Below are 21821 nucleotides of genomic sequence, written 5' to 3' on the forward strand. Positions count from 1 at the left end.
GCCGGCACGGCGAACAGTGTGGCAGCAGAAGGCTGAAATGTCTTGTGTTCTAGGCGATTCCGTGATGCAGCCACCGCCGGGGCGGGCTGTGGATCGAGTGGATCAGATGTCGTATTGCGGACAGTAGCTGGTGACCGCGGCGTCGAGGAAGGTGTACGGGTAGCGCACTGAGGCGCGGTTGATCTCCGCCAATTCGATGTGCTTGGACGCGCTGTGCCCATGAGTAGCCAGCCACTGGCAGTTGGACAACGCCAACCGGATTGCGGCGTCTTGGGTTCGGCACGGTTCGTCGTCGAAATCTGCACGCCGCAGGAACATTCGATCCGCGTTGCTGCGTGCTGCGCAGGTTTCCGACGAGCCGCTGGACGAGCCGCTCGCCGGCTTCGCCCCAACTTGCGGGGCGAGTGCGGTGACGGCGGTGACGGTGCCCGCAGCGAGCAGGGCGGAGATGACACGTGAGTGACGCATGGGTTCCCTCTGATAAGGCGATGGGGCGGCGCCGAGATGGCGACGGAAAGTGTTGGAGCTCTGGGGTTCTGGCTGATCCAGTAGCTACCTTGTGATGATGTCGTCCAAGCTACGGCAGACTGAAAGCTATGTCAATCAGAGGATGCCGTGAAACCTTGCCATCGCGTTAACGGCTCTCAATGCCAGATGAATGCAAGCCGATCCCGTGCGCGCGTGGCCGCGACGTAGGCAAGCGCCTTGGCACGCTGCTTCGCGTCCGCGGTTTCGTAGGGGGAGCCTTGCTGGTCGAGTGCGGCTATGGGCGGCCGGCTCGGGTCGACGCCGGCGACGATCACGTTCGTGTACTCGAGACCTTTGGCGCCGGACATCGTCCGGACTGCAACCGGCATCCGCGAATCGCCGCACTGGTCATTGTCGACCGGGCAATCCGCAGCCCTGAGGCGGGACCGGATCGTGCTAGCCGTACCGTTGTCGAAGGTGAGTACCGCGATTGTGGTCACCGATGTGCCCGACCGCTGCCATTCGCGCACCGTGTCGACGACGCATTTCAGCATCGTCCTCTCGTTGGTGCACGGCACGAGGCTCGGTTCGGGGCCGAGACGGGCAGATCGGTAGCCGGACCCCGGCTCGATCCGGTCTTCGAGGTCCCGGAACTCGCTGCCCAGCAGGAAGCCGAGGGCGAAATCGAGGTTCTCGGCTGTGGTCCGGTAGTTCAACGTCAGTCGACGTGATCGCCCGCTGAGCGCAATATTGTGATCCGACAGCGCAATTCGTTCGTTGAAGATGCGCTGGTGGGGGTCGTCGGCGATGAAGATGTCATCGGGACCTTCGTCGACGAGCGCGCGGACGAATCGCCAATGGACCGCGTGCAGGTCCTGGCCCTCATCCACCAGTACGTGGTCCGCGAGTGCGGCCTCACCTGCAGCGGCAGCATGCGTGAGGTGACGCCCAGCCACGGCCGCGACCTCTTGATAGCTGTACCAGTCGAACCTGGCGCAGAACGTCCGGTAAGCGTCGAAGATTTTCCAGAGCGCGACCCTCATTGCTCTGTCCAGCCGGATCCGGCGTCCGCGCCGTTCCACCGTGGCGTATTCGCGGACCGTTCGGATGCGTCGTGCAAGTACTACCGCGACGTATTCGTTCTCCAAGAACCACGGTGTGGTCAGATGCGGCGGCAGGTGATGGTCGACCTCGGCGGCGATCCGTGGCCAGACGTAACGGTCCGGTCGATGCCCTCGCCATTGGAACTTCCGGTGGCCCAGAACATCCTGTGACGCCACTTCGACTTCTGCTGAGCTTTGTTGCAAGACCTGGACGGCGAGGCTGTCGATGCCGCCGACATAGATTCCCGGTTGCCCGAGCTTCGTTGCGAAGGCGACATCCGGGTCGAGGACGCGCAGGTTCTGTTCGAGAATAGTCGCCAGTTCCTTGGTGAAAGTCGTCAGCACCACGCGCGCATCCGGGTTGCGACGGATGAGATTACGTGCCCGATGGACCAGAATCACCGACTTGCCGGTGCCGGACCCACCCGAGACGCGGAACGAGCCGGGATAGCTCTGCTCGGCATAGCGTCGTTGTTCCGGATGCAAGAACGTCCGCCACGCGTTGGCATCGCCGCTGTCGATCACACGGCGCAACTCGGCTGAATCGTCGGCATAGGTGAACAGCAGGCGGGAAGCGGGGCGGTCGAGGGCCGCGATGATCCGGTCATCCTCGTCCGCGGCTGTCTCGGGCGGCGTGTGCAGTTCCAGCTGCTCGCGGATCAGTTCCGGCGACGCCCCGTCGAGGAGCTGCAGCAACGCTTGGCCTTGCCACCCCAGCTTCGCGGTGACCTCCCCGGCGAACCGAAAGTATTCGGTGCGATCGGTGATGAGGTAGGCGCGTTCGATGACTGTGCGATCGAGTCCCAGATAGGCGGCGAGTTCGGCCGGCGAGTGCCCGGCACGTTCGAGTAGAGGGTGAGCGGGGGTTCTTGGTCGGTCGCTCACGAGCGGCAGTTGGCCGACCGTACCCTCCAGGGCGCCGGACACCGGATTCACCCGCAAGGTCGCTCTGGTCGCCTGTCGGCGGGCTTCGTTCGCTGCCCACGTGCCCATATAGATGTAGGTGGTCTCACCACCCTCTGGGTCGACGCGGAAAACCACAGCGCGATGCGTGCCGTCCACGTACGCAGTGCGCACCCGCGAATCCTTCGCGCCCGGCACCCGCTCGGTCCATGGTTCGTCGTGTAGATCGCCCTGGAACAGCGACAGCAGGTCGAACACCCGTCGCCTGAGTGCCGGGGCGTGTGATTGTGCCGCAGCGGTGGAGGTGAGGACGATCCTCGCCACTATCGCACCCGCCCGGTCACGCCGATGCCGGAGTCGGTCGCCCGCGCTGCTGTGCCTGGCGGATCAGATCGACGATCATCTTGGTCGGCTCGGGAAACTCGTTCGCCCACAAGGCAAGGAAGGCATGCGCGACGTCGTGCGCCGACAAGAATCCGAGGTCTTCGCCGATCTGTTGAAAGATCAGGTGTACGTCGCGGTTCGTGGTCCTGCGGGTGCGAATCACTGAGACGACCTGCTGCTGTCGATCCAACGGCAGTCGCAGCGACAGTGTCAGTTTGGCCGCGAGCTCATCCAGGTTGGAACAGATGTCGTCGAGAACGGTGCGTTCCGGATCCGAATTTCCCGGCAGGAGATGAATCTGTTTGTCCTCGTCGGCCAGCTCGCCTTGGTCGCCGTCCAGAAAGCAGAGCGCCGGCTGCCACGTCGTGGGAATCGAATTGTGGTGCAGGGTAGCGTTCTTCGCTACCGCGGCGCCGCTCATCGCATGGATCTCGATCATGTCCAGTTCCACGCCGCCGTCCCTGCGCAACGCGGTCGCCACCAGGTCCCGGGCGAACTGGTCCTCGACGAAGACCACCACGTCCGCTTCGACCTGCCCGGTAATGGCACGAAGCGATCGCACATCGAGCTTGCCTTGGATCACCCGATCACCGAGCGCAGCCCAGATGGCCTCCGGCGGTAGCGGAGCCAAGGCATCGTTGGAGTGGGTGGTGAACACCACCTGGCACTTGCGGCGGTGGGCGACATCGATCAGATATTCGACCATCCGTTGTGTTGCCACCGGATGCAGCCCGTTCTCGATCTCTTCGATCAGGATGAGGCTGTTCTCCTCTGCGGCTTCGACTTCCGCGATGATTCTGATGACGCTGGCCTCGCCGGCGCCGAAGTGGAACTCGGAATAGCCGTCGCCCTGCGCGGTGACGCCGGAGAAGATGCTCAGCCGATCGATGTCATCGAGGAAGAGCTGCCGGAAGCCGGCCAACGGTTTGGCGAGCACCTTCTCGGCTTGATCGATGACGTGATCAGGAAGGCAGGTCTCACGAACGGCTTCGAAGGCACTGCCAACGGCTCGCCGTAGGTTCTGCCGTTCACTGGCGGGGACCGTCCGCTCCACCCCGAAGATGAGGACCCTCCGGTCGACCGCGGTCCGATTCCACTTGAGGCGTTTGAAACTCGCCGTTCGCAGGACCGGAAGCTTCCGATTCAGCCCCTTCTCGATGAGCTGGTACTCGATCGACCAGTTCTGCATGCTGTCGTCGTACTTGCCGCTCTTGGCGAAGAACCGGCTCGGCGGCACCGAGCTGTAGGGAAGGCCGGCAGCGCCGAGGATGGTCGACTTGCCGCCACCGTTGGGCCCGACAACCGCGGTAACCGGGAAGTCGAAACTCACCTCGATGTTGCTGAAGCCACGAACCTTTGCGAGCGTGAGCTTGCGCAGATACTGCCCATAGCTCTCCTTGGCCACCTTGCCCGCGAGCTCCTGAATGGTCCCATGCCGGATCTCGCTGCGAAACCGGTTGCCTGCGTTGATCACCCGAACCACCCCCAGCTCGTCACCTGGACGCAGCCGCGCCCCGACCCCTGAGGATGATACCGCGATCACCACCGCCGTTGATCGACCGAATCTTCGGCAGACTCTCGAGGCGTCGAAAGATGTTGTCGGACAGCGACTCTAGCTGAGCGCAAGGAGGTGGACGAACGGCGTGCACCAGGGTTGCGGGTTACAGCGATGCTGCGTCACCGCACAGGTGGGCCTGAGCGTCGGCGTCGACATTGCAGTGGTCATACTGCTGTTCACCAGAGCTGGTATCCGCCGTCCTTCGGCGCGAGTGTCCGGTGGACAACCGGATGCTATCGTGTCGGCCAAGTACAACCTGTCTCTTGGGGGCGAATTGACAGAGATGTTGCAGGCGGATATCGCCGCGCTGAGTACGATGAGCACAGCGCTCGAGGCGCATGCGACCGCGATCGATGGAATAGATATTTCGCTCGAACTGATCATGCCGGGGTCTCCTATTGTTCAGGTCGAGGCTGCCGCCAAGCAGGCGGTGCTCGGTGCATACCGTGCTCTATCGTCGAATATCAGGCATATGGCTGAGGTCACGCATGTCGCCGCTAATTCATATGAGAATGTCGATGGGTGGTTTGCCGATCAAGTCCGTGCTCTCGAGAGCGGACAGTGATGGCGACGATTAGCCATGTTCGCGCCTGTCAGCCGCTCAGTATGGTGACTTATGGCTCGCACCTGGCTGCGCAGAACACGTTCTTCGCACAGGTTGCTGAGCAGGTTGAGCGCGATGTCGACTCGGCGATGGACGGATGGCAAGGTGACGCCGCTGCCGCGGCGTCTGGACGTGCTGTAGCGGACAAGCTGTCTGCCACTAACATCGATGAGGTAACCACGCGGCTGGTCGGCCACTATAAAAGCTTCGGCGGCAATATGGAAGGTATTCGTGCCGCGTTGCTCCGGATCGTCGACGATGAGGTTCCGCAGGCGGGGATGACGGTTTCCGACGACGGCACTGTCACCGCTCCGACGGTGCCGGGCAGTGCTACGGATACCACGACGTTAATCCTGCAGATGCGACTTGATGGCCAAGCCGCCGGATATCAGACGCGCATCAAGGAACTGCTTCACGACTTTGGCCTGGCCGAGTTGGGCGCCGTACAGGCGATCCAAATTGAGGTAAGCGCTCTGCAAGTGTTGGCAAAATCACCGGCAGCCCCTATCCCTGAACCACCGACGATAGTAGTGGATGGTCAGACGTACAAGATTGGGCTGCCTGAGACTCCACATCTATCGACCGACCAAGGGTTCGTTCCTGGCTCGGCAACGCCGGGGATCGGCGACTATATTTCAGCGGCCAAATGGAAAGCGATGTTGAATGGTGGGGAGTTGGGCCGCTCGGACTTGGATGACTCTACTGCAGCTTACCGCCACTACTGGGAAGGTGGCGGCACACCGTTCGAATTCGACTACGAGGAGGCATACCGTGAGGACCCGAACATCAAAGCGGCGGTAGACAGCGAGATCACTCGTGCTGCGATGGCAGCTGATGCTCTTGCGCGCGAGGGAAACACCAACTTTCAAATGACCGGCACTGCGGCAGACATCGGGGGCGCTGGGGGAGACTATCCGGCCACTGAGAATTGGCAGAAGACGATCGGGGCCTATCAGCAATGGAGTCATTCCAATGTGCGGGTGGAAGGCGACCGTGTGGTAATGGATGTAACGGTCGAAGCGATGGACTACTACAATTTCAATCAAGGTGCTGAGGACCTGGCGACCGGAGCATCCGATAATGAGAATGGTAGATTTGCAGAGCTGGGATGGGCTCACGATTTCGAGACCAATGGCAAGGTGACGAGGACCGTGTCATGGGAGCTTGGTCAACCTCCGTCGACTGCGACCGTGTCGGAAACATCCGTGACAGAGCGTAATCCGGGGCGAGAAGATCGAGTAGACAACCGTGACTCTAGTGGACCCCGAACGCCGGTCGAGAACAACGACGAATCGGGAAGGCCGCGGAAATGACTGCACGATACCTCATTCCGCTTCTGGCGGCGATGCTCTTGGCTGCAATGGGTTGTAGCTCACCGGCCTCGGAATCATCTGAGCCCTCCGCCGAGGTTCGTCATGACCAAGAGCCGCTGACGAAGCGGTTCCCGTTGATAGATGAACCCGTATCGGTCAGCTGGATCACTTGGAACAACGAGGAGGGTCGTGTGCCTGGCCCGACTACCTACTGGATCCAAGCTGTCGTAGAGTTGCGACCCGAGATTGCCGACGAGATGCGATCGAAGTTCAACCTCTCCTCCTCGCAACCGAAGCCGTTCGAGCCCGCGCTGGAACCGAGTGTGCCATCGGTGAGTTATGTGTCCGGCCCTGAAATAAATTCTGCATTCAGCGTGAATGGATGGAAGTCCAGCGTGTACTTACAAGCTGATGGGCAGACGCTCCTCATCGACACAGTGGACTGAAGGAGGAGCAATGAGTGTGCCAGGGAGCGAGGACCAACTCGGATTAAAGGTTCGCCGAGCCCAAGAGGTGTTGGCCGAGATTCGCGGCGTGGGCACCTCTGGGAAGGTTCGAGTTGTTGTCGACGCAAACAACAAACTTCTCGACGTGTTCGTTCCAGGGCTTGATCTGGACACCACCGATGCGATCATCGCTGCGTACGGCGCAGCCGTCGCGGACCAGCAACCGAGGATCGCAGAAGCGACCCGCGAGATCACGGCTGACCCCCAATTCGAATCGGTCTCGGCATTTGTGCGCGCGTACTCGAAAAGTCCTGAACCAACGTGGACCGAGGAAGACGAGGATCGTTACTTCGAGGAGCAAAACCGTCGTGGGTGGCGCTGATCGAGAGCGTAGGCACCTTGTGGCCTACACCTGGATATCACGTGCTACCAGCTGTCGATCTCAGCCGGAATATGCTGTGGACTACGGACCTTGAGCCAGTTGCCATCGGCCTGACGATCGAATCGGGAGGTCCCCACGTCTCCTGAATAGACCCATAGCTGCTCGGGCTCGCTCGAAATCCAGCCGACGACATAACGGTGATGCCGACTGGTGCTGTACTGGTCGGTGTCACGGAAGACGATCTGACCGGTTCCAGTGTCGGTGATGGACACGAACATCGAAAGTGGCTCGCTCGGGTTCACCTCAGCCTGGAACCGCCCACTCGGCGACACCGCGGGTTTGCCTGGCTGCGCAAAAATGCTGTGCAGAGGCGCCTCTGTCGTCGTCTCAACACCATTGGCCCGCGAATGATCCGGGCCTGCACACGCTGTCGCACTCACTGTGGCGAGCGCCAGCAAGGAGGCGACCAGTCGAAATCTACTCATTTCGGGTACCCGGTCTGGCTGATTACCCGTCCTGAAGCGTCCATGATCAGGGTCGTGTTGGCATTCCAATTGATGTGAATGTCGTACGGATCCGCCTGTCCGAGGCTGATCGCTTCTGCAACTCTGTTCTTGTCCTGGTCGGACTCGTACTGCTTGTTGGCATCGATCGTGTCGTTCCAGGTGTAGCTGTTGAACATCGTCACTTCATACGTGCCGTCGCCTCTGTCGCGGACGGTGGAATTCGGAACGAATGTGAAGCCGCCGACGTCGTCGTTGGTGCCATGGAGGTACTGGTATCCGATGATCTGCTCACCATTCTCGATCTCCATTTGGAGTCGTTGTGGTGTGCCGGCCTGGGATGCGTTGCCGTTCTGCAAATACCCTTGCACTGCTGCCGCTGCTGCTGTCGTGACCGGTTCTTCGAGCTGGTTGCGGAGCAGTTGGTTGTTCATCATGTATTCCGACCACTTGGGGTCGCTGTTGATGTACCAATCCCCGCCGCCGGTCAGGTATCGCGCCAGGATCGCGCGGCCTTGCTCATCGGACGTGGTATCCCAGATGTCCCGGTTTATCGACTGCGGTGCGCCGGTAGCAATGATCGGCGACGCGTCGGGAAGATTCGTGAACGCTGTGGTGATCGCCTCGGCGACAGCTGCTGCAGCCGAGTGTGCCTGTGTCAGTGCTTGTTTCACCGTGACTGTCGACGCATCCGCGTCCATCTGGAGTGCTCCGGCTGCGGTCGAGTACGACGCCGCGTCCGGCAACTGCGACAGCAACGTCTGGTGTGTACTGGCCGAGATCGTCACTGTGCCGTCGTCAGCGACCTCATAGCCGTTTGCCTCTGCGGTTTTCACCGCGTTCACGACGGCAGATTTGGCCGACTCCAAGCTGCTCGCACCCGACTGGGCCGCCGCCGCGCCGTCCTGTAGGGCCGCTATGAAGGTCCTGGCTGATGTGCGGATCTGATCGTGCTTGGTTCGCATTGCTTCTGCCGCGGTTCCGGTCCAGAAATCTCGTCCCGCATCGACAGCGCGATCTTGGTTGTCGTCGAAGGTGAGCAGCTTCGTCGCCTGGGCGGACCAGGCATCGGCCCGCGTGGTCAAAGTTGCGGTGTCCCACGCGAGCACCTGCGCAACCGTCAACCCGGTGGCCTCGGCGACTGCCTGCTGCTCGGTGGTGCCAAGTGTCGTCACGACAGCGCCGACTGTGCTGCTGCAATGTTGCCGGCGTTCTGGGTGTCCTTGCTCTGGAACTCCGTGACTGCTTTCGAGGTAGCTGTCGACAACGCCGCGTACTCAATGACCAACGACTGCGCTGCCTGTGCGATTTTGCCGAGCGCTGTGGTCGCCGCATCTGGGATCTTCGTGCCGGGAAACGTCAGCGCAGTATTCTCGGTCTCCCCGGCGAACACCGCCGTCACCTCGGACTCGGCCTTGGCAAGAGTTGTCGCGAGCTCCCGTGTTCGTACCGGATCGAGATCCAGACCTTTTGAATCAGACACGATCCCCCTTCGCACGTTCCCCGGTCAGCGGCTACGCTATCGGCTGCTCAACGCCGTTGCAACAGTTGACGGATCAGGCCGACAAACACGAACACTCAACTCGTGGTGATCATCTCAGCCCGCCACGCGTCGGTGCGGAAGCGGTAGGCTCAGCGGTGGAGTAGCTAGAGAAGGTTGCTGTATGGGGGATGTCGACCCGGTCTCGGGGCAGATCGAAAGGCTCCAACGCGCCCTCACCGATGCCCGCGGTACGGCGACCAGTGCCGACGGAACAGTGCGGGTGGAAGTCGGCGCGAACGGTACGCTGCACCGTATCGAATTGGGCGTTGGCGGAGAGGATCTCGAACCGCGGCGGTTGGTCGAGACGATCGTCGAACTACATCGACAAGCCACTGTCGACGCGTCGGCATCGGTGTGCGACGCTGTTGCTTCGCTGAGTAGCGACCCCCGTTTGCGGGAAGACCGTCAAGAGGTTGCCGATCAGCTGGCCCGGCCACCATCGCCGAATGAAGGCTCCAGCCACGCGGCGCCCTCCGCACCGGCTGTTCCACCGAACGATTGGGCAGAGGAGAACACCAGGTCTGCGTCACCGCGGCGGGTCTCCCTGCCCGGGCCGACGCAGGACAGAGGCTTTGACCGCGATCGCAAAGGCGGGCCCGGGTTGGTACGACCACCGTCCCCCTCGGCATCTCGCACCGCACCGGAATCGCGGCTACCAAGTCGCACTGGCACCTGGACGAGCTCGGTTTCCCCGTTCGACCCGGTCACATTCTTTCCGACGGCCAGTCGTCATGTGAAGAACTCCGAACCGCACGTAAGTGGCACCGACCGAAGCCCGCTCGTCGATTCGGAATTCACTGACGTCGCGGATCGGACTTCACCGGAAGTCGACCGGGTCATTGCCGCGCAGATGAGTGACCTAGGCCAGGCCGATCGTGACACTGCCGATTCGGAGCCCATGGACTCAATCGCCGCGTGGGGCGATCCGGCGGACGAGTCCGATGCCGCCTGGGCATCCTGGCCGCAGGACGACTATGTCCAGACTTCCTGGGAATGGTGGGCTTTGCCCTCCACTGACTGACGGCGGTCGCCGGTAGGCTCAGTCTTCGTCAGCTATTAGCGATCTGGAGATCGGCGTCCGGGCTCTGGTCGACGATCAGTCGCTGAGACTGAGGCGATTAGGTTTTCTGACCAGCTGGGTGATTCAGTCGCTCATTGGACTCTCCATGTGGTGCAACCGGTTACGCCTGCCAGAACTGCTCGAACGCTGTCTGATCCTGGTCTGGCGCTCACGCGTTGTCTCGTTCCCCCGCTCGACAGCGACGACGGCGCCGTTTCCGGCTTCGAGTCGACTCCTCACCAGCTCCCGCAACTGTTCTGCGGTAACTCCCACTGTGCCGGTCAGACCGTTCTTGACGAGTTCTATAAATTGAGTGTTGTTCAGGTATCGATCAACTTGTTTGTAGCCGAGCAACCGGCCGGCTATACCATCCTGGTGGGTGCGACCGCTGAGGGTCGACTCATGCGATAGCAGCAAACGAACATACGAGACCGGGAGATACATTCCTGGGACGAGTTCGTCTGCGGGGCATGGTGATGGCCCGATAGGCCAATGCGCCAGCTTCACGAAGCACGGGTCGTGGCTCAGGCGCCAGTCGTCGGGCTCCTGAGCGGTCCGACTGAGAGTGCGCACCTGTTCGAGCCGCGTCAACTGCTCCATGAGACGGTCGTCCACCGAAAGAGAACGGTCGGGGTCGAGACGCTTGTATTGCACGAGAACGAAGCTCGCGGTTTGCTCGTGATAGTAGATGAGGTCGGTGCCGAGGCGGGCTTCTACAGGGGTCGCATTGACATTGGCGATCTCTACCCGTCGGCCCGATGCATCGGCGAATACGTGGATGTCGCAGCGTGTCGAAGATGATTGGGTCCAGTCATGAAAAACGGCATTGCCGAAAAACACTCGGGAATCATGGTCGATCAAGCTGTGCTCGACAGGGGCTGGAATCAGGCCGGCGAGATAGGGCTCATCGTTCGACGCAGGACGTTGCCACCCCGCGAGTTCGGTCGGCTGGATGCCGGCAATGCGCGCCGTCATACCGAGTGCATCACGTTCTTCCTGCCACCGAGCATCAGCTTCATTGCGGCTGTCCAGAATCACAGGGTTTGCGACCGCCATCAACCAGCCCACGAGGACCTCGAGTCCTGCGCTTCGACGTGTTATTTCTGCACGTACGGCAGCCCACGTGTCATTGCCGATCACGCCTACACCACCGATCCTGCAGGCAGACTGAAACTCTCGCTGCTGCGCTGGAGCCGCGTCCTTCAGAATGCCGGCATGACCACTGACAGGAATATCATCGAAGACCTCGCGTAACGGGTCGATGGTGATCGTTCTGTCGAATCGTCCTGATGCTCCTTGCTGTGCGACCACCCCGAGCCAGGCCAGGTGACGGTTGCCGCTGTCGTCTTCGCGGAGAATCATGGCCAGCCGCGAGTAGTGCCGGGGTTCGGCCGTGTTTTTCGCGAAGGCCTTGGTCAGCCGCTGCGTCGTCCGCAACTGCGACAGCTCGGCCAAAAGCGCTCTGTCACTGAGTGTTACGACAAAGACCACACCGACAGGGTATTCCATGAGACGGCTGCCGCGGGGGAGGCTGGGCTGCGTCGTGCACCCGAACCGACTGGCGGTCGTGGTGTCGAAAGGCGTCGGGCACTGCGACAATGGCCGCACAGTCCCTCATTCGAAAGGAACCAAGGGGAGCTCTGCCGGTGTTGTACCGCTGCTCGGACGTGTCGCTGCCGCTGTGTCGGAGGCGATCGTCCGAGTCCGTCCTGAAGTGACGGATGCGGACCCGGTAGTGCGACGCTCCGACCGCGCTGATTTTCAGTCGAACGCCGCGTTACCGCTGGCCAAAAGGCTCGGTATGGCACCAGCTCAGCTCGGTAGTGTGATCGCTGCCGATGTCGAGCGGGCCGATAACGCGATTGCCGACGTGCAGGTCTCAGGTCCCGGATTTCTGAACATCACGCTGACTGACTCGGCGATCTGGGAATCGGTTGCTGCGCGGCTGGCCGACGATCGGCTCGGCGTACCGACCACAGAGGAAGGGCGTCGGGTGGTCATCGACTACTCGGCGCCGAACGTGGCCAAGGAAATGCACGTGGGACACCTGCGCACCACCATCATCGGGAACAGCCTGGCCCCGGTCTTCGGGTTCCTCGGTGCCGACGTAGTGCGCGCCAACCACCTCGGCGACTGGGGAACCCAGTTCGGGATGCTCATCCAGTACATAGATGAGCACCCCGAATCACCCTGGCACAAAGATGAACTCGATCCCAACACTAGCTCGGTGTCGGCACTGGACAGCCTGTACAAGGCCGCACGCGCGCAATTCGATGCCGACGAGGAATTCGCGGACCGGGCACGGACCAGGGTGGTTGCGCTTCAGGCGGGCGATCCAGCAACCGTTGCACGGTGGCGCGAGATCGTGGCCGAATCGGAGAAGGCGTTCGGCGCGATCTACAACCGACTCGGGGTCCTACTCACTCCTGACGACTACGTCGGCGAGTCGTTCTACAACGATCAGCTGGCCGACACGGTGACCGAATTGGTCGACAAAGGAGTGGCGATCCATAGTGACGGCGCGGTCATCGTCTTGTCCGAGCAGGTCAACGGCCCTGACGGCAAGCCGGCCGTCCTGATGGCCCGCAAACGGGACGGTGGCTACGGTTACGACAGCACAGACCTAGCCACCATCCGATACCGGATTTCCACGCTCCATGCGGATCGTCCGCTGTACGTCACTGACTCCCGCCAAGCACTGCACTTTCAGCTGATATTCGAGGTCGCACGTCGGGTCGGTTGGCTTACCGAGGCGATCCAGGTCGACCATGTTGCCTACGGCACGATCCTCGGGCCGGACGGTCGGCCGTTCAAAACCCGTGCGGGTGGGACAGTTCGGCTGATGGACCTGTTGGACGAGGCCGTTGCCCGCGTGCGCGCGGTGGTCGCGGAGAAGAACCCGGATTTGCCGTCGGCAGAACTCGACACCATTGCCGAACAAGCCGGCATCGGAGCGGTGAAGTACGCGGATCTGTCGACTTCGCGAGTCAAGGACTACACCTTCGACCCCGTGCGGATGACCTCGCTCAACGGCAACACCGGTGTCTACCTGCAGTACGCGCACGCGCGTGTCCGTTCGATTCTGCGCAAAGTCGGTTCGACAACCCTGCCTCAGATTGACACCGGCGTCGCGCTGGAACCGGCCGAGCGCGAACTTTCTCTGATGCTCGACGGATACACCGATGTAATCGCAGAAGTCGCTGGCTCCCTCGGGCCGCACCGCCTGGCGGGCTACCTCTACGAACTGGCACGCAGCTACACCGCGTTCTACGACGCGTGCCCCGTCGTCGCCGCGGAGGAGCCGACTCGCTCAAACCGAATCGCGTGTGCCAGTTGACTGCTCGGACGCTCGAACTCGGTCTGGGGCAACTGGGGATCGCGGCACCGCAACGTATGTGACCGAGCGGCCGGGCGCACATCACAGCAGTGGTGCGTCCGGCCGGACGGGCTGCTGCGCTGACCCGGAGCACGTGATCGAGTTCAAACGGAGAGATACGGCAAGAAGGTTCGCCGAGTAACGTCAATGGCAGGTCGCCAGAAATTTACCGCGGCCCACGTTGCGGCCGAGTCGACCCGGGGGCCGCAGTGACGTAGCGATTTGCCGATGACTCGAGCTGGCTTCTGCCAACCAAGTCCGCCTGGTCGGGATGGTAGAGGGTCGGATTGGGACCAGGCAGGACCGCCGAACCGTGAGGGACGCGGAAATATGCTCTTGCGTAGGTACTTTCGTCGTCAACAGTGACGACGTCGCAAACACTGACCAGGTTCGATGGAATCTCGGCACCCAGGTGCCCCACGTGCGGCGTGAATAGCGGAACTGAACGGCAACTGATGTTTGTCAGTGCCTTGGTCGATAGTTCCAGTCATGAACATCAGAGCTGACTGGCCGCTTGAACTTGTGCTGGAGCGTGCCGCGCACGAGTCCGCCTCCGTCGAGGTGAAGGACGCGATCGACGCGACCGTTCGACACCTCAACAGCGGAAAGGGGCGTCAGCGGCGTGGCGGCAAAGCATTGATCAGGTCGCTGGAAGTGGCGCGGCTTCGAGCCTGCGAGGAGTCCGAGTGGCACACCGTTCAGCTGGTCCAGGATGCTCACGACTACTGCACTGGAAGAACTCTCAGACCGGTACTCGAAGAGCGATTCCGATTGTTCCAGGACGCGGGTCGTAGGGAAATCAATCGTGGCTGGGTCGCTGGGATGTTCGCGGCCGTCGCACAGGGCGTAGAAAGTATGGGTCGTGCAGTGCTCGAGAAGGGCGAAGCGCACACAGCGGCAGAGTTCTTCGCTGCTCTTACATCAGCGCTGGAAGACGGAAAATTCGTCGACGCGCCTACAGGTCACCCCGGTCGCTATCGAATCGTCCGCGGGACAGCCGAAACCGCGTTGTGGCTGGAACGGGTCTTTCGCGACCGTATCGATGTCGAGGACGCCGCTGATGCCGCGCGCCGCATCGTTATGACGCCCGAGGCGCTGACACTTCTGGCGAATGAGGATGCCGGGTTGCATCTGTTCAAGGCCGTCGAGCTGAAGCGAAAGTCGCAGAGCCTTACCGCGATTCGCAGAGTCATCGACGACATCTCGGCAACAGAGACCGACCTTCAACGTCTCATACAAGCTCAGCCCTGGATGTTCGGTGGGAGTTTCCTGGCTGCATCCGTTCGCCGTCGGCTGGTGCCGGGCGACGAGATGGACATCCCATTGCTTCGGGGGGACGGCAGCCTTCATGTGGTGGAGCTGAAGCGAGCCATGAGCGCTCACATCCTCAAACGACATCGTGGCGCTTGGGTGCCGACCGCCGAGGTCCATGATGCGGCTGCGCAGGCGATCAACTACTTGGTCGGACTCGATGAGAACCGGGAGCGGATACGCACCGAGTTCGGTATCGAGACCCGGCGGTCCAGCGCGGTTGTCGTGATCGGCCACCCGGCGGCTCACCCGGACGTTTCCGAGGAGACCGTGGCTGATGTGCTGAGGACCTTCAATTCGCATATGTGTCGGGTCGATGTGATGACCTACAAGGAACTGATCGACAGCGCCGAGCGGGCACTCGGATACGACACTCGCACGATGGCATAGGCGTTCTATCCCTGCGCCCAAGCCATGAACTGCCCTGCGGTGAAAATCGGTTTGCCGTACTCGAGCGTTATGCGCCCTTTGCCTGACATCGTTCCGGTTTCGGCGGCGATCACCGCGTCGCGGTCAGCGACCCATTCCCAGGTCGCCGAGTCAGCAGTCCGCGGAACGCGGGTGTGCTACCGTTGTTCCCGGGTTAGGCCGAATCGGACACCATGCCGTGACGGACGCATACCGCAGAATCATTCCATGCGCAGCGCACGCGACCAGCTGGTTTGCTGTCGTGCCGACCGTGCACGCACGCCGGTTCGGTCGTGTGAGCACCCGCGCCGAAGCAGGAGATACGTGCCGAAATGATCACACGATTTATCGCATACACCACGCCGAACAAGGCGCACATCTACGCTGTGAATACCGCTGACACCCACAATGCGGATGCCGATCGGCTCGAGTTGGTCACCACCATCGCCACCGAACCCGTGGCCTACACCCTCGGCAACGGCGAGACAGAGCACATCGACGATCCTGCTGGGCAGGTTGTCGGCGCGTTGAACGCATGGTTGCGCGACCGTTCGCCGTACTGGTACCACCGCGAAATCGAACACGTGACAACCGATGCGAATTTCATTGCTATCGAACGATATTTGACTGATCCGACACGCGACTTCAGCACCAACCTCGGCCCGCGGGACCCGCTGGCAAGCTGTGGCGTGTACTGGGCAGATCACGATGACACGCAGGTGCCGTACTTGCTGATCTTTGCTGACGTTCACGAACTCGGTGTGCGCGCTGAGACCTTCATCGATGGCGACGGCTGGCCTGTGTGGCGTATCGAGCTGTTCAACGAGATCCCGGAATCCGCTGGGGAGTTCGAACGTACATGGACGCTGCCAGCTGGTGTTCAGTTGCTTCACGAACTGCACACGGACCCGAATCTGATGAACGTCGACGTCCAGGCCGACGGGTGCGCATGGTGGGACAAGTGGCCCGTTTCGTTGGTTGGCGAGGTTGACGAGGACGGCATCCGCGAACTCGGACAGCTGGTGTGGCCCAACGCTGTTCATGCCGTCGGCGAAGGAAAACGCGTCCGCATTCATAACTGTGACGACGGTGTCACTGGGGTCGCATACATCTTGGACGTGTTCGATTGCGAGCCACAGCCGCAGGGCGAAATGCCGGGCAGCGTGGACGCACCGTTGGGGGATGCTACTTTCACCTTTCCCGAGTAGACGGACTGTGCGGAACGGTTCCGTCCGAACCGTCAGGCAGACTAAGGTCGAGGTTCGAGTCCGATAGCCAATACGCCTGATGTCCGGAGGAAAGCCTATGCCTCGCAACCTTGATGGTTTGGCTGTCGGGCAAAAGTGGGCGTACCGCAAGCGGCAAGTTGACCAAGTTACCTGCGTCGAGATTCTGAAGATCGGTACCGCGAAGCCCGCGCGAGTACAGATCAAGTTCTTCGACGACGGGTATGAGGGCCGCCAGGAATGGGTTCCGCCCGCGCGGCTGAAAGTTCGCTGGGCAGATGTTGATGAGTGGCTGGCCAGGGAGAACCGGTGGGCCGCCGTTTACGCCGCATCGGATCTCGAGGTCTGGGAGGAACATGCGTGGTACATGGTTTTCGACAACCTCCGCACGGTGCCGTTGGTCGCGTCGCTCGACTACCACGGAACTGCGGGCGTGCTGAGTATTTCGGACGTGGATGCCCTTACCGCAGGGCTCGAACTCGAACGGGATGCATTGGATGCAGACCCAGTTTCCTTCGTCGATTCGGACGGAACGCTGGTCGTATCGTGGACCGCGGGGGAGGGTATCGTGCGTCGTTTGGCCGGAAAATACGCTGACGTGCTTCTCGCGAAGATGGACGAGGAGGAACGCACCAGACGAAACGAGAGCCGATTCGGCTATCAGAGCGGAAAGCAGTGGATCAGCGCCGAGACCTGCGCCAAGGTCGACGCCGAGATGGAGATGGAACTCAGGCCCGCTCGGGAGCTCGTGTTGCAGTGGTGCGGTGCAGAAACCGCCGACAGGCACGATGAGCTCCTCGCGCTCCGGGAGGAGGTGGTTCGGCTCGGTGCTCTCATAGAGCGTGCGGTCGCCGCGTTGCGCCGAGGAGACCGTAGCGAAGCGGATTCCATCGAGCGGGAACTCGGGGTTCCGGTAGGAACCTTGGGATCCAGACCGAAGCAGTAGGCGCAGAACGCAGGTCAGGGTCTGTATCGATTCATCCCCGGTGGCATATGAGGACGCAAGTCCTCCGAGGTCGGCTCGCGGAGCTGCGGTGCACGTGCCCCGCGCAGAACGGGGTCGATCCGGTCGGCGTAGCTACGGCACCATGCCAACCATTCGTCCCTGCGGACAATGTCCTCGTCTGCTGTAGGTACGGCCTCACACTCATCGCAAAAGAGCCGGATCTTCTCGGCCTTCTCCCAATCGCTGAGCTGGGAGTCGAGAGCGGCAACGCGCAAGTTCTCCTGGAATCGGCCACGGGCTCGGTCCACGGCAGTATCCCAGGCCTGTTGCTCCTGCCGCAGTCGGCGCTCTGATTCTGCTTTTCGGTCACGCTTGGCATGCACCCTCGACATGAGTTCGGCGAGTATTGCCGGCAGCTTGTCCTCGATGGTCCAAGCCCTACGGTCCGACCAATTGCGGCGATCCCAGCGCGAGCTGAACAAAGCGACCGCGAGCCGTCCGGTTGGCACTATACGGCCCTCGGCCTGGACGCGTTGCCAGGCATAGGTTTTCCGGGTCCCCAGCTCTTCCTGCGACGGAAGGACATCACGTTTCTCGGTAACTTCGGTGACAACCAGGCGATACTCCTGGTCATCGTCCGTGATGACGACACCAACGTTCTCTTCCCGTGACCAGCGCACTTGGTAACCGCGGGTTGTGCACTCGGTCAGCAGCACATGGAGAAATCTGCGAACCCGTGGGATCAATGGCGCCGAGACTTCCCAGCCAGCACCAGGATCTTTGAGCCCGGCCAGTAGAGGATGCCATTCTTCGATGGTGTTCGGCACGATGCTCGAGTTCGTTGCCCCGACCGGTGGCTTGGCGTTCGGGTGTATGCCCTCTACCAGCATGATCAGCAAGCCGTTGCGGCCATATCGAGTCTTTTCGACTCGGCAACCAACCGGGATCATCTTGTGGCGCTTGGCGAAGTCCACCACTTTCCGCCATTCAGCGAGCGCGGACTCGTCCAGATCGTGGACGATGAACTGCTTGTTCGCAGTCAGTTCATCGATCAGGCTGTGGGCTGCCGCGCGGCGCTCCTCCGCAATCCGAGCCGTGGCGTGGGGTGGCGGGCGGCGCTGTGTACCCGATGCCGGGTCATGTCCCACCTCCAGCTTGCTGGGAGTCACATTTCGGGCAACCGCAGATTTCGTTGGCAACCGCGTCGCTTGTGAACCAGGCTCTCGTTTTCGAGCGGGTTTTCGAGATGCCCAATGGTCGTCCGGATATTTGCGGTACTCGAGATAGTGCCTACACGCGTCGGTGACTTCGGCGCGCCACACGCCGCCGTGCTTGGTCAGTACCACCAGGCCGCGCCATTCGAGCGCTCTTGCACTCACCTTGTAGGCGCTGCCGGTCATCTCTCCGTCCGGACAGCCGGCATCCACCCAACGCAATACGTCGAACTGGGTTTGATTGATCGGATCGGTACGCGTCACCATCAACGAATAGCCTCGCACGACAACGTGCGGATCGCACAATAAGAAGGCAGCGAGGTCAGTCGAATCGGAAGCCGAACAATCCGCCGGTGTCGGTCTCGTCGGTGCGTCGTTGGTCAAGGGTGTAAGGCCCGGCGTCGAAAGCTCCGTCGCTCTGTGCTTCGACGCTGTCGGGGAAGTCGGAGTTGAGCGCCACGATGTACTGGAATCCGTGTGCGTCGGCGAGTCGGGCGCCGATGTTCAGGCACGACGCCACCTGCCGCGAGTCGATCGCATCGAATAGGTGACTGTCGTGGACGAGGATTCGGGGTCCGCGTCCGGCCTTGATCGCGGCGAGTGTGCAAACGAGATCCAGCATGAAGGTTTCGACGCTTCGTACGCCGGTGCTCGCATCACCAGAGATCCGTGGCTCGACCTTGAGAATTCCCTTCGTGGAGGGGCCGATATGCAGCGAAGCCTCACGGTCGGAATAGATCTCGGCGCCGAGCTCGTTGAATAGCGAAATCGATTCGTCGAGTTGGTATGCGCGCTAGTGGGTTTCGGCACGTACGGCGGCGACCAGCTCAGCGGTCTTGATCTTGATGGTGTCGTTGATCGAGCTGATCGATTGGGCCGCGACGAGTCGGCGTTCGATGTCGGCGACGTCTGCTTCCAGTGCCGCGAGATCACGTTGGGCGCTGAGAAAGGTATCCAACGCGACAGTGTCGCGAAGTAGACGGAGGATCTGGGCGCGACGTCGATCAGCGATCTGCCGTTCGGAATCGATGGAAACCTGGCCGCCGGACGATTATGTCCCGACTTCCTGGGAGTGGTGGGTCGCACCCTCCACTGACTGACGACGGTCGCTGATCGAGCTAGGCGCGCTATGCGAGTTGACTGCTCGGACACTCGAACTGGGTTTGGGGTAATTGGGAATCGCCGCACCACAACGTATGTGACCGAGCCGCCGGGCGCCCGTCGCGACAGCTGGGTGTCCGGCCGATAGGTCTACGGACTGCCCTGTCAGGGAGTTTCAAGGCTCCGAATCAAACGTAGCCAATAGCGGCCTCACTAGGTCGAGATCGGATTTCAGTTTGGAGATGTCGGGGTCAGATTTTGAGTGTACGTACGCGTCTCTCCGGAGCCGTAAATATTGCATAGCATGAAAGGAGTCTTCACTGATAACGCCACTGCTTCTAGCTATTATTATGACCGACGAAGTGGCCAATGATTGTGACTCGGAAACTCGAGACTTTAGTTTCTGTACGAGTTCATTCCATCGCTGGATGAACTCAATATACATTTCGCCGACATTATTCGGTTGCTCCTGGAGAGAATCTTGCACGGCCAGTAGCCGACGCACGGCGCGAGGATCGTTGTCTATCACGGCTTCGATGATTTGATCTGAAAGCGTTCTCTTTTCAAGGCCGACACTCAGATTTTCGAGATAGGGTGACAGGCCTTGAGGAGTGGCGAGGTCCAATTCTTGTAGGAAAGCGTGGAGTTTATCTACTCTGCCGATTTCTGGTGATACCACGTTCGCGCCTTGCTTATCTTCGATATAGCCGATGATATGACTCGCGAGATCGTAGTGCGTTCGGAATTCCCGCCCAGCATGACTTGTTCGCCGAATTCCTGCCTCCTGCAGTTGTTCGAGAGCAATTTCGCCGGCATGCACCAGTCCATTCAGTTGATCAAGGAGAGCTAATTCCGCGCTGGACAAGCTACCTTGCACCGGCTTATATGCCAGATCATGTCCCACTTCTGACCATGCATGCATTAGTACGGATGCGACTTGAATTTCAACGCGTGTATGCGAGAGCGTGGCATCGTGGTCGCGCAGGTTAGCTTCACGGAGTTTGACTCGGTAATGAGTTGCAGAGTAACCGAAAAAGCGGTTCCTTGATGCATCGGGGACGCCTTGCGGAAACTCTTTGCGGTTCTCAAGCAGTTCAAAACAGCGTGTTATTATTCTATCTGCTCGGTCCCGTTCGGCTGGAAAATATAGCGCAACGCGAACTCCTGCAAGGTCTACGATATCAGCGAAAACCTCATCGACTGACGCGTATGGATTCTCTGCGTTTCGTCGAATGCACTTGTTTCGGAGGCTTTCTTCCTGCTTTACGCGGTGGCTGACTATGCAACGCACGCCAACTTCATTGAGCTCATCTCGAAGTTGCTCTCCGACGACCTCGGCGGCCCTCTCGAACGAGAGCTTCTCTCGACGGAATCTTTCGATGAAGTCATCGACTATTCCAACGCTCGCAACCCTCATCTCGACCGATTACCGATGATCATCTTCATGCGGATCAAACGCTCGACATCTTACGCCAGCAACGTCTCTCCAGGCAGCTGAAGCGCGCAAGTGGCTCAATCGGAAGTGGCTATGGCCCAACGACATCCAGCTCAGGTGGTCAATCCAAAGATCGAAACAGGTAGGGATCGGCCGGTCCGACACCGCCCGCCACGGCAGGGATTGATCGCGCTGGACCCCGGGTACCTGAGTGGCTGGGGCGGGCTCGATTCAGCCGTGGCTCTGAAAGACAGATTCGTCAGGAAGGCTGTGGGCGGTGCCGATGATCCCACCGACAACGCAGTTACACTCCTGGATCAGCGCATCGCCATTGCGCGCGACCAGCGCGACACTTTTCTGGCGGCCATCGGCAGACTGCAAGCCGTTGATCGGGCTAATGCGGGCGCGATCGGGACGGCAGGCGACGACATCTAAGTTCTGTCTCGAAGTGTTGAGACCAGGCCTGTGGCTCGTGCTCAACTGGGTCACAGCCACTGGTTGATGACCGCGATACGGATGGATGGATCCCCTGCGGAC

21 protein-coding genes are annotated in these 21821 nt (G+C 60.8%); 10 read left to right on the forward strand and 11 right to left on the reverse strand.

What is annotated here, in order from left to right:
* Positions 1-102: 102 nt before the first annotated feature.
* From LDL21_RS26125 to LDL21_RS26135, 3 genes are all read right to left on the reverse strand, one after another.
* Positions 103-468, reverse strand: a complete 366-nt coding sequence (locus LDL21_RS26125; RefSeq protein ID WP_225282149.1) for a DUF732 domain-containing protein — start codon at positions 466-468, stop codon at positions 103-105.
* A 176-nt stretch (positions 469-644) separates the two neighbouring features.
* Positions 645-2732 (reverse strand): UvrD-helicase domain-containing protein, encoded by a 2088-nt coding sequence (locus LDL21_RS26130; protein WP_225282150.1) that lies wholly within the window; start codon positions 2730-2732, stop codon positions 645-647.
* An 82-nt stretch (positions 2733-2814) separates the two neighbouring features.
* Positions 2815-4404, reverse strand: a complete 1590-nt coding sequence (locus LDL21_RS26135; protein WP_225282151.1) for an ATP-dependent nuclease — start codon at positions 4402-4404, stop codon at positions 2815-2817.
* A 250-nt stretch (positions 4405-4654) separates the two neighbouring features.
* Between LDL21_RS26135 and LDL21_RS26140 the strand changes: the two genes are divergently transcribed.
* The 4 genes from LDL21_RS26140 to LDL21_RS26155 are packed head-to-tail and all read left to right on the forward strand — an operon-like array spanning position 4655 to position 7161.
* A complete protein-coding gene (locus LDL21_RS26140) occupies positions 4655-4981 on the forward strand; it encodes a hypothetical protein (protein ID WP_225282152.1) in 327 nt (108 codons plus the stop codon).
* On the forward strand, positions 4981-6333 hold the full coding sequence (locus LDL21_RS26145) for a hypothetical protein (RefSeq protein WP_225282153.1): 1353 nt from the start codon (positions 4981-4983) through the stop codon (positions 6331-6333). Before LDL21_RS26140 ends, LDL21_RS26145 begins: the two co-directional genes overlap by 1 nt.
* Positions 6330-6779 carry a hypothetical protein gene (locus LDL21_RS26150; protein ID WP_157105112.1) on the forward strand — a complete coding sequence of 150 codons (450 nt, stop codon included), beginning with the start codon at positions 6330-6332 and terminating at the stop codon, positions 6777-6779. Before LDL21_RS26145 ends, LDL21_RS26150 begins: the two co-directional genes overlap by 4 nt.
* 10 nt (positions 6780-6789) lie before the next feature.
* A complete protein-coding gene (locus tag LDL21_RS26155) occupies positions 6790-7161 on the forward strand; it encodes a YbaB/EbfC family nucleoid-associated protein (RefSeq protein ID WP_225282154.1) in 372 nt (123 codons plus the stop codon).
* Between the two features lie 44 nt (positions 7162-7205).
* Here the strand turns inward: LDL21_RS26155 and LDL21_RS26160 are convergent, their stop codons facing one another.
* Genes LDL21_RS26160 through LDL21_RS26170 form a run of 3 tightly spaced genes read right to left on the reverse strand, consistent with a single transcriptional unit; the run spans position 7206 to position 9147 of the window.
* Complete coding sequence (locus tag LDL21_RS26160) at positions 7206-7646, reverse strand: hypothetical protein (RefSeq protein ID WP_157105111.1); 441 nt, start codon at positions 7644-7646, stop codon at positions 7206-7208.
* The gene (locus LDL21_RS26165; RefSeq protein ID WP_225282155.1) at positions 7643-8839 is read right to left on the reverse strand and encodes a hypothetical protein; all 1197 of its coding nucleotides are present in this window, start codon (positions 8837-8839) and stop codon (positions 7643-7645) included. The genes LDL21_RS26160 and LDL21_RS26165 overlap by 4 nt, the downstream gene beginning before the upstream one ends.
* Complete coding sequence (locus LDL21_RS26170; RefSeq protein WP_157105110.1) at positions 8836-9147, reverse strand: hypothetical protein; 312 nt, start codon at positions 9145-9147, stop codon at positions 8836-8838. The genes LDL21_RS26165 and LDL21_RS26170 overlap by 4 nt, the downstream gene beginning before the upstream one ends.
* 181 nt (positions 9148-9328) lie before the next feature.
* Here LDL21_RS26170 and LDL21_RS26175 point away from each other — a divergent pair, with 181 nt between their 5' ends.
* The gene (locus tag LDL21_RS26175; RefSeq protein ID WP_225282156.1) at positions 9329-10228 is read left to right on the forward strand and encodes a YbaB/EbfC family nucleoid-associated protein; all 900 of its coding nucleotides are present in this window, start codon (positions 9329-9331) and stop codon (positions 10226-10228) included.
* A gap of 123 nt (positions 10229-10351) precedes the next feature.
* On the opposite strand, the gene LDL21_RS26180 is transcribed toward LDL21_RS26175, so the two are convergent.
* Positions 10352-11758 carry a hypothetical protein gene (locus LDL21_RS26180; protein WP_225282157.1) on the reverse strand — a complete coding sequence of 469 codons (1407 nt, stop codon included), beginning with the start codon at positions 11756-11758 and terminating at the stop codon, positions 10352-10354.
* 190 nt (positions 11759-11948) lie between these two features.
* Between LDL21_RS26180 and argS the strand changes: the two genes are divergently transcribed.
* From argS to LDL21_RS26200, 4 genes are all read left to right on the forward strand, one after another.
* Complete coding sequence (gene argS, locus LDL21_RS26185) at positions 11949-13604, forward strand: arginine--tRNA ligase (RefSeq protein WP_308017172.1); 1656 nt, start codon at positions 11949-11951, stop codon at positions 13602-13604.
* 528 nt (positions 13605-14132) lie between these two features.
* Positions 14133-15344: a Shedu anti-phage system protein SduA domain-containing protein gene (locus LDL21_RS26190; protein ID WP_225282159.1), complete on the forward strand. Its 1212-nt coding sequence runs from the start codon at positions 14133-14135 to the stop codon at positions 15342-15344.
* 350 nt (positions 15345-15694) lie between these two features.
* A complete protein-coding gene (locus LDL21_RS26195) occupies positions 15695-16570 on the forward strand; it encodes a hypothetical protein (RefSeq protein ID WP_225282160.1) in 876 nt (291 codons plus the stop codon).
* A 97-nt stretch (positions 16571-16667) separates the two neighbouring features.
* Entirely contained in the window at positions 16668-17534 is an 867-nt protein-coding gene (locus tag LDL21_RS26200) for a hypothetical protein (protein ID WP_225282161.1), read from the forward strand.
* A 14-nt stretch (positions 17535-17548) separates the two neighbouring features.
* On the opposite strand, the gene LDL21_RS26205 is transcribed toward LDL21_RS26200, so the two are convergent.
* From LDL21_RS26205 to LDL21_RS26220, 4 genes are all read right to left on the reverse strand, one after another.
* The gene (locus tag LDL21_RS26205) at positions 17549-19015 is read right to left on the reverse strand and encodes a hypothetical protein (RefSeq protein WP_225282162.1); all 1467 of its coding nucleotides are present in this window, start codon (positions 19013-19015) and stop codon (positions 17549-17551) included.
* 55 nt (positions 19016-19070) lie between these two features.
* Positions 19071-19517, reverse strand: a complete 447-nt coding sequence (locus LDL21_RS26210) for a DUF2326 domain-containing protein (protein ID WP_225282309.1) — start codon at positions 19515-19517, stop codon at positions 19071-19073.
* A 24-nt stretch (positions 19518-19541) separates the two neighbouring features.
* Entirely contained in the window at positions 19542-19706 is a 165-nt protein-coding gene (locus LDL21_RS26215; RefSeq protein ID WP_225282163.1) for a hypothetical protein, read from the reverse strand.
* Between the two features lie 318 nt (positions 19707-20024).
* Positions 20025-21266 (reverse strand): GTP pyrophosphokinase, encoded by a 1242-nt coding sequence (locus tag LDL21_RS26220; RefSeq protein ID WP_225282164.1) that lies wholly within the window; start codon positions 21264-21266, stop codon positions 20025-20027.
* Between the two features lie 255 nt (positions 21267-21521).
* On the opposite strand from LDL21_RS26220, the gene LDL21_RS26225 reads away from it, so the two are divergent.
* The gene (locus LDL21_RS26225) at positions 21522-21719 is read left to right on the forward strand and encodes a hypothetical protein (RefSeq protein ID WP_225282165.1); all 198 of its coding nucleotides are present in this window, start codon (positions 21522-21524) and stop codon (positions 21717-21719) included.
* The last annotated feature ends 102 nt before the right edge of the window (positions 21720-21821 follow it).

It is taken from the genome of Nocardia rosealba, assembly GCF_020216065.1.
Lineage (GTDB): Bacteria > Actinomycetota > Actinomycetes > Mycobacteriales > Mycobacteriaceae > Nocardia > Nocardia rosealba.

Excerpts from the sequence above, each read along its gene's own strand:
- LDL21_RS26125 (WP_225282149.1), bottom strand. The coding sequence starts at position 468 with ATGCGTCACTCACGTGTCATCTCCGCCCTGCTCGCTGCGGGCACCGTC.
- LDL21_RS26220 (WP_225282164.1), bottom strand. The coding sequence starts at position 21,266 with ATGAGGGTTGCGAGCGTTGGAATAGTCGATGACTTCATCGAAAGATTC.
- LDL21_RS26200 (WP_225282161.1), top strand. The coding sequence starts at position 16,668 with ATGCCTCGCAACCTTGATGGTTTGGCTGTCGGGCAAAAGTGGGCGTAC.
- LDL21_RS26195 (WP_225282160.1), top strand. The coding sequence starts at position 15,695 with ATGATCACACGATTTATCGCATACACCACGCCGAACAAGGCGCACATC.
- LDL21_RS26155 (WP_225282154.1), top strand. The coding sequence starts at position 6,790 with ATGAGTGTGCCAGGGAGCGAGGACCAACTCGGATTAAAGGTTCGCCGA.
- LDL21_RS26150 (WP_157105112.1), top strand. The coding sequence starts at position 6,330 with ATGACTGCACGATACCTCATTCCGCTTCTGGCGGCGATGCTCTTGGCT.
- LDL21_RS26175 (WP_225282156.1), top strand. The coding sequence starts at position 9,329 with ATGGGGGATGTCGACCCGGTCTCGGGGCAGATCGAAAGGCTCCAACGC.
- LDL21_RS26160 (WP_157105111.1), bottom strand. The coding sequence starts at position 7,646 with ATGAGTAGATTTCGACTGGTCGCCTCCTTGCTGGCGCTCGCCACAGTG.
- LDL21_RS26205 (WP_225282162.1), bottom strand. The coding sequence starts at position 19,015 with ATGGTGACGCGTACCGATCCGATCAATCAAACCCAGTTCGACGTATTG.
- LDL21_RS26145 (WP_225282153.1), top strand. The coding sequence starts at position 4,981 with ATGGCGACGATTAGCCATGTTCGCGCCTGTCAGCCGCTCAGTATGGTG.
- LDL21_RS26190 (WP_225282159.1), top strand. The coding sequence starts at position 14,133 with ATGAACATCAGAGCTGACTGGCCGCTTGAACTTGTGCTGGAGCGTGCC.